The organism is Lactobacillus sp. ESL0259, from assembly GCF_003693045.1.
In the GTDB taxonomy this organism is placed as follows: domain Bacteria; phylum Bacillota; class Bacilli; order Lactobacillales; family Lactobacillaceae; genus Lactobacillus; species Lactobacillus melliventris.
Genome location: NZ_REHP01000005.1, coordinates 186890 through 199653, shown reverse-complemented (window position 1 = coordinate 199653; position 12764 = coordinate 186890). Strand labels below are relative to the sequence as shown.

13 protein-coding genes are annotated in these 12764 nt (G+C 35.7%); 1 reads left to right on the top strand and 12 read right to left on the bottom strand.

Annotated elements, in window-relative coordinates; all coding sequences use genetic code 11:
• Nucleotides 1-28: 28 nt before the first annotated feature.
• The 6 genes from F5ESL0259_RS03225 to F5ESL0259_RS03200 form a co-directional block, all read right to left on the bottom strand.
• Complete coding sequence (locus F5ESL0259_RS03225; protein WP_122037450.1) at nucleotides 29-1936, bottom strand: copper-translocating P-type ATPase; 1908 nt, start codon at nucleotides 1934-1936, stop codon at nucleotides 29-31.
• Between the two features lie 13 nt (nucleotides 1937-1949).
• A complete protein-coding gene (locus F5ESL0259_RS03220; RefSeq protein ID WP_122037449.1) occupies nucleotides 1950-2321 on the bottom strand; it encodes a cupredoxin domain-containing protein in 372 nt (123 codons plus the stop codon).
• 135 nt (nucleotides 2322-2456) lie between these two features.
• Entirely contained in the window at nucleotides 2457-2660 is a 204-nt protein-coding gene (locus F5ESL0259_RS03215; RefSeq protein WP_122037448.1) for a hypothetical protein, read from the bottom strand.
• Between the two features lie 99 nt (nucleotides 2661-2759).
• Complete coding sequence (locus F5ESL0259_RS03210) at nucleotides 2760-3542, bottom strand: ABC transporter permease (protein WP_046324653.1); 783 nt, start codon at nucleotides 3540-3542, stop codon at nucleotides 2760-2762.
• Nucleotides 3543-3544: 2 nt separating this feature from the next.
• The gene (locus tag F5ESL0259_RS03205) at nucleotides 3545-4342 is read right to left on the bottom strand and encodes an ABC-2 family transporter protein (RefSeq protein ID WP_052724636.1); all 798 of its coding nucleotides are present in this window, start codon (nucleotides 4340-4342) and stop codon (nucleotides 3545-3547) included.
• Nucleotides 4336-5322, bottom strand: a complete 987-nt coding sequence (locus F5ESL0259_RS03200) for an ATP-binding cassette domain-containing protein (protein WP_122037447.1) — start codon at nucleotides 5320-5322, stop codon at nucleotides 4336-4338. The genes F5ESL0259_RS03205 and F5ESL0259_RS03200 overlap by 7 nt, the downstream gene beginning before the upstream one ends.
• A gap of 497 nt (nucleotides 5323-5819) precedes the next feature.
• On the opposite strand from F5ESL0259_RS03200, the gene F5ESL0259_RS03195 reads away from it, so the two are divergent.
• Nucleotides 5820-6965: an IMP dehydrogenase gene (locus F5ESL0259_RS03195; RefSeq protein WP_046324651.1), complete on the top strand. Its 1146-nt coding sequence runs from the start codon at nucleotides 5820-5822 to the stop codon at nucleotides 6963-6965.
• A gap of 58 nt (nucleotides 6966-7023) precedes the next feature.
• Here F5ESL0259_RS03195 and F5ESL0259_RS03190 read toward each other — a convergent pair whose 3' ends face one another.
• The 6 genes from F5ESL0259_RS03190 to F5ESL0259_RS03165 form a co-directional block, all read right to left on the bottom strand.
• The gene (locus F5ESL0259_RS03190) at nucleotides 7024-7449 is read right to left on the bottom strand and encodes a MarR family winged helix-turn-helix transcriptional regulator (RefSeq protein ID WP_122037446.1); all 426 of its coding nucleotides are present in this window, start codon (nucleotides 7447-7449) and stop codon (nucleotides 7024-7026) included.
• Between the two features lie 4 nt (nucleotides 7450-7453).
• Complete coding sequence (locus tag F5ESL0259_RS03185) at nucleotides 7454-8851, bottom strand: DHA2 family efflux MFS transporter permease subunit (protein ID WP_122037445.1); 1398 nt, start codon at nucleotides 8849-8851, stop codon at nucleotides 7454-7456.
• Between the two features lie 131 nt (nucleotides 8852-8982).
• Nucleotides 8983-10506: a glycosyltransferase gene (locus tag F5ESL0259_RS03180; protein WP_122037444.1), complete on the bottom strand. Its 1524-nt coding sequence runs from the start codon at nucleotides 10504-10506 to the stop codon at nucleotides 8983-8985.
• Between the two features lie 132 nt (nucleotides 10507-10638).
• Complete coding sequence (locus F5ESL0259_RS03175) at nucleotides 10639-11349, bottom strand: hypothetical protein (protein WP_046324647.1); 711 nt, start codon at nucleotides 11347-11349, stop codon at nucleotides 10639-10641.
• A gap of 35 nt (nucleotides 11350-11384) precedes the next feature.
• A complete protein-coding gene (locus tag F5ESL0259_RS03170) occupies nucleotides 11385-11822 on the bottom strand; it encodes a CopY/TcrY family copper transport repressor (protein ID WP_046324646.1) in 438 nt (145 codons plus the stop codon).
• 24 nt (nucleotides 11823-11846) lie between these two features.
• Nucleotides 11847-12662 carry a Cof-type HAD-IIB family hydrolase gene (locus F5ESL0259_RS03165; RefSeq protein ID WP_122037443.1) on the bottom strand — a complete coding sequence of 272 codons (816 nt, stop codon included), beginning with the start codon at nucleotides 12660-12662 and terminating at the stop codon, nucleotides 11847-11849.
• Nucleotides 12663-12764 lie beyond the last annotated feature (102 nt).

Genomic DNA, 12764 nt, shown 5'->3' with positions numbered 1-12764 from the left:
ATATTTTTAACCGCCCTTTTTTTAAATCCTATATTTTAGCTTTGCCTAATAAAACTGAACTAATTACAACTGATAGTGAACTAAATGCCATAGCTAGGCCAGCTATTTCTGGACTAAGAGTAAGACCAACGCCAGCAAACACACCAGCTGCAACCGGTATACCTAAAACGTTATAAATGAAAGCCCAAAACAGATTTAACTTTATCCTGTTAAAAGTCTTACGGCTAAGCTTTAAAGCCCGCACAACGTCTTCAAGATCGTTTTTAATTAGCACAATACCACCTGCATCTATTGCGACATCGGTACCGGAACCCATGGCAATACCAACATCAGCTTGGGTCAAAGCCGGCGCATCATTGATGCCATCACCCACAAAAGCCACATAATGCTTTTTCTGCAGGTTTTTAATAGCATCTGCTTTATCAACCGGTAAAACTTCAGCTATTACTTGATCAATACCAACCTGCTTTGCAATCGCCGCAGCTACCTGCTGGTTATCACCGGTGAGCATAACCGTTTTAAGTCCTAATTGATGTAAATCAGAAATTGCTTTTTTGGCGTTTTCTTTAGGTGCATCTTGAATTGCAATTAGACCCAGCACTTGATTATCTTGAACAACAGACACTACCGTTTTTGCCTCATTTTGCAATGCCACTATTTGCTCTTCTAAATCTGGAGCAATTTTAATTTCTTTATGCTTTTTGGGGCTGCCGACCGCAACATTTGTACCAGAAATTTTACCAGTGACACCCCATCCTTCAATTACAGTAAAATTTTCTACCGTTTTTAACTGCAACTTTTCCTTTTTAGCCGCAGCTAAGATAGCTGGAGCGAGAGGATGTTCAGACAATTTCTCTAAACTAGCAGCATATTGTAGGACATTTTCTTTATCTCCAACAATATCTGTTACTTGTGGTTGACCTTTGGTAATCGTTCCCGTTTTATCAAAAACTATAGTATCAATGCTATTGGCAGCCTCTAAAATTTCTCCGTTTTTAATTAGGATTCCCATTTTGGCACCACGACCAGTTCCAACCATTAAGGCTGTTGGGGTAGCCAGACCCAAAGCACAAGGACAGGCAATCACCATAACCGCAACGGCAAAAACTAATGCAGTTGCTATGCTTTTACCAAGGAAAATATACCAAACTAAAAATGTTACAATTGCAATAATCAAAACTGTTGGAACAAAAATATTAGCGACCTTATCAGTTAATTTTTGTATCGGTGCATGACTGTTCTGCGCCTTTTTTACAATATCTACTATCTGAGCCAGCATGGTATCGTTGCCAACTTTTTGAGCTTCCATTACAAATGAACCTGTTTGATTAATTGTTGCACCTATAACCTGATCGCCACTAATCTTTTTAACCGGCATGCTTTCACCGGTTACCATAGATTCGTCAACACTGGAATTGCCGAAAACGATTTTGCCATCTACTGGAACTTTTTGTCCAGGCATCACTTGAATTAAGTCGCCCTTAACTACCTGAGTGATGGGAGTACTGACAAAATGATCACCTTTTTTAACCAGAGCATCTTTTGCGCCTAAATTAAGTAACTTTCCCATAGCATTTGAAGCAGTAGACCGCATTTTTTCTTCTAAAACCTGCCCTAGTAAAACAAAAGTAATGACTAAAGCCGCACTTTCGAAAAATACGGGTTTACCGGTGGACATGGCATAAATGCTATAAAGATAAGTTATTGATGTCCCTAAAGCAACCAGAGTGTCCATGTTTGAATGGTGTTTTTTAAACGCAGACCAGGCACTGGAAACAAATGGACCAGCTGAAATCACCATAATAATCGTAGTAAAAATTAACATGGTCCATTCACCGCCAGGCAACATCCAGCCAGTAAAAGGATGGATGATCATTTCAATTAGCATTGGTAGTGATAATATTAGCGACGTCCAAAAACGTGTTGTGATCTTCATTGTTTTACCCTAACTATTTGACAATAACCTTACCATGAAACATATTCATACTGCATGCCCACTCGTATTCTCCAGGTTTTGATGTATCTATTTTGATCGGCTCTGTTTTACCTTGAGGCAATTTTTGATTTATCCCAAAATCTGAGAAGATAACATGGTCTAAACAACTGGAAGAATCAGTTCTTTTAAAGTTTAAGGTAGCCGGTATTCCCCTTTCTAAAATAACTTTTTCCGGAGAATATCCGCCTTTGACTACGATATCAACACTTTGTTTATTCGAATTAACAGATGCATTTTCTGTGGCAACATTGTGCTTACCAAAGAACCACCATGCGATAAAAGCGATAAGTGCGACTCCTAAGCATAAAATAATAATTCTAATCATGATAATTCCTCCTAATTGAAGTTGTATTTTATGTCTACATCTGTAAACTATTTTAAGTATAGATGATATATTTACAATTGTAAACATAAATGCTCAAAAAAAACTTACTGAGAACATCAGTAAGTTTTATCACTATCAATCGGCATCTAATCGCTTTAACCATTGAGTCAGATCATTTTTATCTAACATTATTTGCTTAAGTTCTGTTTTATTTTCCGCAGCCAGTAGCACCATTAACTGGAGATATTTACCAACTGAAATACCATATTTTTCCAAATTAAACTTAGCATTTTTTACTACTGCATTATCTAAACTAACTGTAACTAGTTCGTCTTTCACCGCTTATCCCTTTTCCCATATTTTAAAATAAAAACTGACAGGAATATTCTAAAAAAATTTATACGGCTGTGCAAGCTTTATGGAAAACAGTTTACTTAGCTATCTACCAGCTCCATCATACTTCTTGAGGCCTAAATTCCAGATTACATGATCCAGTACTACAAATATTAAAGCAACTAAAAGCTGTAGTAGCAAAATATGCCATTCTTCTGGCCTTAATAGAATAATTGTTGCGGGGCATGCAACTAGGCCAAAAGGCAAAATAAAATTAAATATTATATTGCCCAGGCCACGATAAATACTTGCAGGATAACGACTCATTTGTATCATACTTAAAAATAAATCATTTCTGCCAAAATTAGTTGGAAACCAAAAAGCTGAAATTGTCCAGAGATACCACAATGAATAATACAATATGCAGCCTAATACACAGGAAAATAAGAAACAAACTAGTTGGATAAGACTAATTTTTATTCCTTGACACGCATAAATAATTACTACCAGTCCCAAAACGGAATTTATTAGTTGAGTAAATTCAATGGAACTAAAAAAATAAAATAGTTTAGTATTAATTGGCTTTAGGAGCACCGAATCAAGCGTACCCTCTCTAATATCAGCTTCCATTTTAGGCATCGATTTGACTAAGAAGGCCATCAGGAAGCCATCTAGCATAGTATAAACCCCAACTAATAAGAGGCATTCCTTAAAACTCCAGCCTCCAACAGTGTCAACATTTAAATAAATTACTTTAAAGAAAGCAATTGGGATACCCAACCAAAGTACTGAGGAAATAATACCAAATACAGTATCCAGCCTAAAACTAATAGTCTCTAAAAAGGCTATCTTGATTAAAGAACCGATCAGTTTAAATTTATTTTTCATATCTAACCCATTACATCAGAATATCTCTGAAGCCCTTTTCTATTAACTATTTGTACAATTACATAAAAGATAACTGCCCAAGCAATCTCAATTCCAGTATTTTTAAGCCAAGATTGTAGGGAGAGCCCTTTTACCAAAGTATCTATGGGAAAAGAACTAAAATACTGAAAAGGTAAGCATTTGGTTATTTTTACCAAAAAAGGCGGCAAGATTTCTAGGGGAAAATAAAAACCGGCCAGCAAGTTTACCAACACTTCTTTTACTAGTAAAACAAAGAAGAGGTTATCAAACCAATAAGCAACACTACCTATGATGTAAGAGAAAAGAAACCAAAGCACAGCTGACATAATAATGCTAAAGGCAAATTCCAACAGCACTATCAGTGATATCTGCAATAAATTTTTTACTAGAATATATAATATTCCAATTATCAGTATTGGAGCCAGCAGAAGTAGATTTGCTAATCGGTCGCCAACCATTTTAGCGAAATAATATTTTTCAATTGCTATTGGTCGATGAACAATGTTTGACAATTCACCCGAATGAATATCATCATTTAATTCCCAATCAATTGCATACCAGACAAAGGAATTGATAAAGTTAACGCCAATGTAGTAAATAACAATTTGATTTTTAGTAAATCCGCCCACTGTTTGCCCGTGATTTAATATTAAAGACCACAGATAAAACATTACTATACTTGGCACAAGAGCTTGCAGTAGCAAAATCACCACACTGCTTTTATTCGCTAAAATAGACTTGAGGGAAATTTTACTTACTGCACGGTATGTTTTTAACATTTTTGATTCTCCTCGGCAAATAATTCTAAGATAATGTCTTCCAGTTTCAGTTCATTTATTTGATAATTTGAACCCTGTTTGTTTTTGGCAAGGAATGCAATCATATCATCAACTTCTTCATTTGGAACTTTGATGGTAATTGTTAAATCATCCTGATTGATTATTTTGCCCTCAATATTCTTCTCAGCAAAACTTTCTGATTTATCAAATGTGATGTACTTATTACTACTGAATTTATCCAGTAAATCCTGTTTCTGACCATTCCACATAATTTCTCCGTGATTAACAATTATTAAGCGATCACAGATAGTCGCAATATCTTCCATATCATGCGACGTCAAAAAGACGGTTAGTTTTTCTTCTTTGTTTAATTGCAAAAGGAATTTGCGGATGTCCCTTTTTGCCAGCACGTCAAGTCCTATTGTGGGCTCATCTAAAAAGAGCACTTTAGGTCTGGTGGCTACACCCGCTAAAAATTCAATTTTCATCCTCTCTCCCAGTGATAATTTACGCGTTTGAGTATCTAATTTTTCCGCAACGTTTAATATTCGCGCTAGATTATTAACTGTTTCTTGAAAAGATGTTTCAGAAATATCATACATTGATTGCAAGAGCTTTAAATAATCTCTAGGAGTTAAATCGGGAAAAAGTTGTGACCTGTTTCCCATCACCACCGAAATTGATTTTTTAAAATCATTAGTCCTTTTGGTAGGATCAAAGCCATTGACCCTGCAGTAGCCTGAAGATGGAAAAAGAGTACCGGTTAACATCTTTATAGTAGTAGTTTTACCTGCACCATTTTGTCCAATAAAACCTGCTTTCTCTCCTGGTTTAATGTTAAAGTTTAAGGATTTAACGGCATTAACAACCGTTCTTTCTGGCTTAAAAATATTTTTTGCTATAGCATGCCAAGTCTCGCCTCTGGTGGCCACCGCATATTTTTTTGACAGATCATGTACTTCAATTGCATTTTCGACCATGTTTCAAACTCCATTTTTTATCAAATCCGGCACAAAAAGGCAATTACCAAAGGAAAGTGTCCTTTAATAATTGCTCTTATTGAACAAAATCACCATACTTTGCCAATGCCATTGGTTTAACCTCATTATTAGATAGATATTTAATCAACAGCATTAGAAATAATTTTAACATAGTTTTAATTATTTTTAAATAGTATTTAATTGCTTTATTATTTTATTGTAAAGGCGAACAATATCAAGATATATAAAAATGATTTTTAATAGCTAATGCCCAACGATAAAGTAATGTAAAAATGTTAAAAATCAGAATTTTAGCTTTTATTATTTACAATAAAAACTAATATAGAATATTTGTTCGCTTTTAATGTTGAAATAGATTCAAAGTAATATTATACTTTTATCAATATAGTTTTTGATTTTATCTTGACCAAGATCAAAATCACTAGTAAAGTGTAATCAATTTAACTTTAATAATTTTAAAAAGGAGAGTGCATTAAATGTCAAATTGGACAACAAAATTTGTTAAAGAAGGTCTAACTTTTGATGATGTTTTATTAATTCCAGCCGAAAGCCACGTATTACCCAATGAAGTAGATTTACATACTCAACTGGCACCTAATCTTAAACTAAATATTCCTATAATAAGTGCGGGAATGGACACTGTGACTGAAGGTGCAATGGCCATAGCTATTGCACTGCAAGGCGGCTTAGGAGTGATCCATAAAAATATGTCAATCACCGCTCAAGCTGGAGAAGTAGCAAATGTCAAAAATGTTGTTGTCCCAAGTAATATTACGAAAGCCGCTGTTGATGATCACAACCACTTACTGGTTGCAGCTGCTATTGGCGTTACCAGTGATACATTTGAACGGGCTGAAGCACTTATAGAAAAGGGAGCAGACGCAATTGTCATTGACACTGCACATGGTCATTCAGCTGGAGTTTTACGTAAGATAAAAGAAATTAGGGCACATTTCCCTGATATTACCCTTATTGCCGGCAATATCGCTACTGGTGATGCTGCTAGAGCACTCTTTGATGCTGGGGTTGATATTGTCAAAGTTGGAATTGGGCCGGGTTCTATTTGCACCACACGTGTCGTAGCTGGTGTTGGAGTCCCACAAATTACTGCAATTTATGATGCGGCTACAGCTGCTAGAGAATACCACAAACCAATAATTGCCGATGGCGGTATGAAGTATTCCGGTGATATTGTTAAGGCTCTAGCTGCTGGTGGTAATGCTGTTATGCTTGGTAGCATGCTTTCAGGGACTACTGAGGCACCGGGCGAAATTTTCGAAAGTGACGGTCACAAATTTAAGACTTATCGCGGAATGGGTTCTGTCGGTGCAATGGCCCAAGCTCATGGCTCTTCAGACAGATATTTCCAAGGCGGAGTAAACGAGGCTAACAAGTTAGTACCTGAAGGCGTAGAAGCACGCGTTGAATATAAAGGTGATGTTTCTGATATTGTCTTCCAGATTATTGGCGGTCTGCGCTCAGGCATGGGTTATGTCGGTGCCGCTACAATTGCTGACTTACGAGAAAATGCACAATTTGTCAAAATTACTAATGCTGGTTTACGAGAATCTCACCCACATGACGTGCAAATTACCAAGAAAGCACCTAATTACGAAAGATAATAAAAATTAAGAAAAAACTAGTTATTGCCTCAAAACAATAACTAGTTTTTAATTTATCCTATTTTTCCGAAATAGCGTCATTCAGTTTCTGTAAATTCTCTACTAACTCATTTTTAGTTTCAGTTCCAAGAATTGCAGCGTAACTATTCTCAGACTGAAAAACATAGTTAGAAATTTTTTCTTCTAAGTTAACAGCTTTAGGGGTTAGGATGATTTCTTTTAATCGAGTGTCATGTGGATCGACTTTTTTCGTAATTAAGTCTTTTTCTGCCATTAAATGTAAAACATTGGTAGCCGTTGACTTTCTAATATTGAATTCATGCTCAATGTCTTTTTGATAAATTGGCTTATTTTGGGCAAAGGAAGATAAGTATTCGATAATCAACATTTGCGTTCCAGTTAGACCTATTTTTCTGGCATAGTGATCAGCGTTGCGGTTAAACGTATTTTGTACTCTCTGCAATGCCAATCCTAATCTTTTCATTATTTCATTCCTTTGCTTTTACTGGTTTTGTAGCCTGATAAAGTAAGTATACACCAATAAGGACAATAATTAGAATAAAAATTAGACCGACTTGTGCGGCATCAATGTATTTTCCAGAAGTAGAATTTTGACTACTCATCTGCTCTACGAATTGCATGATGGCTGAAATAACTGCAGTGCCAACCGCACCAGCAAATTGCTGCGCCATATTGAACAGACCATTGCCATCTGTATTTTCTTTTTCATCTAATTGACCAATGGAAGCCGTCATAGTATCACCCATTACTAAACCTATTCCCAGCATCGTAATGGTATAAAACAAGATTATCTTGCCAGAGGTTAACGATGAAGCAAATAAACAATATAATATACCACCAATTATTTCAAAAACAGCACCCGTCATAATTGGCTTTCTGGGTCCGTAGTTATCAAGCAACCTGCCACTAATTGGTGACATAATTGCTCCTACGAGCCCACCGGTTAGTAGTAATAGCCCCGCAGTCATCGCAGTAGAATGGTTGACAATTTGGACGTAATTAGGCAAGATGAACGACAAACCCAAGGTATTTACCTGGAAAATAAAGTAGGCTGTAATTCCTTGAGTGAATCTGATGTTTTTAAAAACACGAATATTAATCAGTGGATTAGTAGTATTCAATGAGTGTCTAATAAAAATGATTAAACTGATTATTCCTAATGCTAAAGGTAAAATAAACATGAACGGTTTTTGTAAAATTGTAGACAAGTTGCTAAAAGCAAAAATTAAACCAATAAATGTTAAAGCAATGCTCAGAAAGCCGGTAGTATCAAGCCTAGTATGCTTAATGCTCTCGGTTTGACTTGTTATTGAAGTTAAGCCCATGATCAAAGATATTACCATCAAGGGGATAATAAAGATAAAAATATAACGCCAGCCTAAATTATTAACAACCAACCCGCCAAAACTTGGTCCTAAAGCTGGAGCTACAGCAGTAATCATTGTTCCTATTCCCATAAGGAGGCCGAGTTTATCAAGCGGTGTCCTTTCCAAAATGATATTAAACATTAAGGGAATAGCTATTCCTGCGCCCGCGCCCTGAATTACGCGACCAATAACTAAAAAAATAAATTGGTTAGCAACTGCGTCGATCACCAATCCGCAAATAAATAAAGAAGCGGCTGTTACAAACAGCTTTTTCGAACTAAAGTTTCTTTTTAAATATGCCGATAGCGGCATAATAATGGAAGCAACCAGTAAATAGCCCGTTGTCATCCATTGTACTGTGGCCATATTAACATGAAAATCATTCATTAAAACTGGAAAAGTAACGTTCCCTGCCGTTTCAATTAGCACACCTGAAAATGACATCAGTCCAGCTGCGAAAATTGAACAAATTAATTTTGCATCTAATTTTCTTTCCATTCGAATTCCTCCTGGTTATTTAGTTAGCAAGCTAACTAAATAACCATAGTAACTCACATTTTTTTGAAATGCAATAAATTAAAAGCAAAGAAAAACCACCTTGAATTTCAAAGTGACTTTTTAAATGCTATTTATTTATCTGTATTAATCACATATTTTTGCCAGTAACGCCAAACATTATCACTGGAAAAGCGCTTAGCATTTTGATAAGCACCCTCATTCATTTTCCTGCGTAATTTTGGACTAGCAAAGAATTCACTAATTTTAGCTGCTAAGTCATCTATATGACCACTTGGCACGACAAAACCGCTCTGATCATCAGCAATCAAGTCTGCTGGACCATAATTGATATCATATGCAAATACCGGAACGCCGTGTGATTGAGCTTCAACTATTGAAAGCGGGGCTCCCTCGTATCTTGAAGAAAGAATTGAAAGTTGAGCATTGTCATAGACATAATCCATATCTTGGGTGTAACCCATAAAGTGAACTACATTTTCCAGCTTGAGATCTCGCACCAGTTTCTTTAGCATGTTTTCTTCTTTGAAATTATCCGCGCCATTGCCATAACCATAAATATCTAGAGTAAGTGCATCATTATTTTGATAAGCTTGATTAAAGGCTTTGATCGCGTCATCAATTCTTTTCTCATGGAATAAACGAGCTACAATTATTATTTTCCCTTTTATACGCTCACTCATCGGGATATGTTCAGTATGTAGTTGCTCATCTGGTACTATTCCCACAGGTATAGCTACTATCGGCACTTGCGTTCTTAGTCTTTCACGCATGTCATCCGCTTGATGTTTTCCAGGAGTGACTACTAAGTCGGTTTTACTGAGTAATTCGTTATTAGAAATTGAGTTGTAAGTAAGAGGTGAAGTAGGATCCCAGTAGTCTCTGAAGTGAATATTATGAAAATGTTCGATTTTTCTGGCAGGCGTTTTCATATTAATCATTGGCACGTTGGTAATATTACTGCGATCAGAGATAAAGGTTGACCTTTCATCCCCATCCTGCTGGTTTAATTCATCAAGCATAATAGTAAAGGCTTGACCACTATTCATAAGTGAGTGTACAACACCTTGAATATCAGTCAATTGAATGTTAGTTGCTGGATATGAATTCGGTCTTTTTTCATATGAAATCTCGTAATATATGGTATTGTCGGGACGGAAAAACAATTCACAGACTAAATGTCCATCCACTGTATCATAAATTTGTGTTAGGCTTTTAAACCCACGAGTATCATAAAAGTCCTGCTTAATGCAGTTGACATCTCCGTTATAATATTTAATCGTGTCCACACTACCATTAGGCAACATATTAATAGTCATGGTTTTACGATTATCTTCGTACACTTCATAACCATTATTGATTTTTTTCACCTTATTAAAGTTTGGTATCGGTAAATCTTTTATCGTGACAACGTGACTAGCAAACTTTACCGTACCGGCAAAGAAGTCAAACATATTGACATAATCATCATCAGTCATGCCATACAAAGGTAAATTACGATGTGCAAAGCGATTAAACTCCGACATCACAATCTTTGCTTTAACATGATTACGTTTAAATAACTTTAATCTTTTTACTTCTGCGTGCTCTATCCCTGAACTATTTGCGTCTAATCTATTGTTTAAAAAGTAGTACATTAATTTGTCCTTTATTTATACATTCGAATCACTATTAATTTTAGCACACATTTAACAAGTATTTACGTTACGTTAAAATAAATAAGCATTAACCTAATTTTTTAGGTAATGCTTAATTTTAAAATTAATATTTTATTCTTTTTTTGTTAGCTTTAAAACTAATGGCCAAATCAATGCTGTTATCACACCTACTGCCAATCCTGCCCACAGCACTGGAGAAACAGTTAACGAAATTCCTTGAGCAACATTACTTTCCAGCCATTGTACTAATTGGTTAGCTAAGAATTGTAATGCTCCAAATGATCCCACAGATGCAATTAACAAAATAATTGCAGCCCAATATTTACCAAATAATATTAACAAAGCGGATAGGATAAAAATTAGTATTGCGGCAAAAAAGCAATAATGGAAAATAGTGATACTTTGATTAACCTGATTCTGGTTTTCTTTCAAACCGTCGTTAATTTTGTTTAGTAACAATTTGCTGACTGCTTTTTGCACATCATTATTCTCTGGAAAAGATAAACTTTTAGCCGTCACTTCACCATTTTCCTGGTAACTTGCACCTAAATTGTACAAACTGGTATAAGACATATCATGATGATATTTTTTAGGTAATTGTTCGAGAATTTTGTCTTCAACACCAAAGTCCTTAGCCAATTTCAATGTACTCTTTAGTCTTGAATCACCTGTATTGTTAACACTCTTTTTGATCACTGTTTGAGCCAGACCACGAACATTTTGCACATTCACTGTTATCGGGGACTCTATCATTAGAAAACCGGAAACACCAACCGCTGCAACAAAAATTAGCCGTAACAAAATACTAGCGAATTTTCTCATTTAATTAACCTCCTAAAAAATATTAACTGTTTAATCTAACAGACATGTTGACCCGAAGCCAGACAGTTACAATTAACCATTTCAGGAGCATGCTCCTTTTTTAGAGCAAGTTCTTTTTCAATCTGGGTAATATCACCTTGAGAAAGAGGCATATCCTTCAGAATTGCTATCATTACCTTACCTTTATGCATATCACACATGTGGCACATCATTTCATTAGTGACTTGAATCATCATCTCTATCTGCGTAACAGTAGCGGAGTATACAAAACGGCGACCGTCCTTACGGGTTTTTAGCAGACCCTTTTTGACTAAGCGACCCATCAGAGTTTTAATAGTTGACTCAGACCAATCCTTTTTTGCTTGCAGTTGCTGAATCACATCACCAGTGTGAATTTCTCCTAAAGTCCACACTATTCTCATAACTTCCCACTCAGCTTCGGAAATATTATGTTCTTTATTTTTTTCTACCATAATAATCAACCTAGTTTTATTTTACTACAGAACAAACTTTTTTAGTGCTTTGGCAATTCCATCATTGTCATTATCTGCAGTCACATAATCTGCATTGTCTTTGATCATTCCCACAGCATTACCCATGGCTACTTTTTTGAAATCAGGATTAGTAAACATCGAAATATCGTTGCCCTGATCGCCAAAAACCATAACTTGACTTGACTTAATTTTCAGTCTCTCGGCTAATTCCTGGACTGCATTACCCTTAGAAGCATCTTTAATGTTAATTTCAACAATAGAAGAAAAGCTGCGGACAATATCATACTTGGCAAAGGCCCATTGAGGGATATTATTCCACAATTTATCAACTTCACGTTCATCATCAAGAACACTAAGCCCCACTTTATTAAAAGTAAAATCTTGTGGTATTTCTTCTGCTTTCCTCACTTTAATCACATTTTTATTATAGGTAGCATTTCTAGCTAAATTTACTCCTATATCACGATCACATGTCCAGTAACACTCAGGAGTTTCAAAATGAAGGTTGACATGGGCTAATCTTTGCAAGCGACGCATATTAGAGAAATCACGGTAGTTCATTTCTTCATTCATTAAAATATTTCCCGCCAGATCCTGAATTACTGCACCATTGAAAACAATGTCATATTGTCTTGCGCCTTGTAAACCTAATTGTTTATTAAATTCAATTGTACCAGACAATGGTCGACCTGTTGCCAAAACCACCTTAATGCCTTGACTGTCAGCTTGCTTCAGTGCCCTTTCAGTTTCCGGTGAAATCTGTTTAGAGGTGGTAAGTAAAGTACCATCTAAATCAACCGCAATCAATTTTATTGCCAAAATAATATCCTCCTACACTTTTTCACTATCTTCTTTATTATACAAAAAGTCGTAATTACTTACGACTTTTTCAAAAAATATTCTCTTTTAAAACAAAACAGA

What these genes read in the sequence shown, in the direction of transcription:
- F5ESL0259_RS03210 (WP_046324653.1), bottom strand. Translation starts at nt 3,542, where the DNA reads ATGAAAAATAAATTTAAACTGATCGGTTCTTTAATCAAGATAGCCTTT.
- F5ESL0259_RS03180 (WP_122037444.1), bottom strand. Translation starts at nt 10,506, where the DNA reads ATGTACTACTTTTTAAACAATAGATTAGACGCAAATAGTTCAGGGATA.
- F5ESL0259_RS03195 (WP_046324651.1), top strand. Translation starts at nt 5,820, where the DNA reads ATGTCAAATTGGACAACAAAATTTGTTAAAGAAGGTCTAACTTTTGAT.
- F5ESL0259_RS03175 (WP_046324647.1), bottom strand. Translation starts at nt 11,349, where the DNA reads ATGAGAAAATTCGCTAGTATTTTGTTACGGCTAATTTTTGTTGCAGCG.
- F5ESL0259_RS03200 (WP_122037447.1), bottom strand. Translation starts at nt 5,322, where the DNA reads ATGGTCGAAAATGCAATTGAAGTACATGATCTGTCAAAAAAATATGCG.
- F5ESL0259_RS03225 (WP_122037450.1), bottom strand. Translation starts at nt 1,936, where the DNA reads ATGAAGATCACAACACGTTTTTGGACGTCGCTAATATTATCACTACCA.
- F5ESL0259_RS03205 (WP_052724636.1), bottom strand. Translation starts at nt 4,342, where the DNA reads ATGTTAAAAACATACCGTGCAGTAAGTAAAATTTCCCTCAAGTCTATT.
- F5ESL0259_RS03190 (WP_122037446.1), bottom strand. Translation starts at nt 7,449, where the DNA reads ATGAAAAGATTAGGATTGGCATTGCAGAGAGTACAAAATACGTTTAAC.
- F5ESL0259_RS03185 (WP_122037445.1), bottom strand. Translation starts at nt 8,851, where the DNA reads ATGGAAAGAAAATTAGATGCAAAATTAATTTGTTCAATTTTCGCAGCT.
- F5ESL0259_RS03220 (WP_122037449.1), bottom strand. Translation starts at nt 2,321, where the DNA reads ATGATTAGAATTATTATTTTATGCTTAGGAGTCGCACTTATCGCTTTT.
- F5ESL0259_RS03170 (WP_046324646.1), bottom strand. Translation starts at nt 11,822, where the DNA reads ATGGTAGAAAAAAATAAAGAACATAATATTTCCGAAGCTGAGTGGGAA.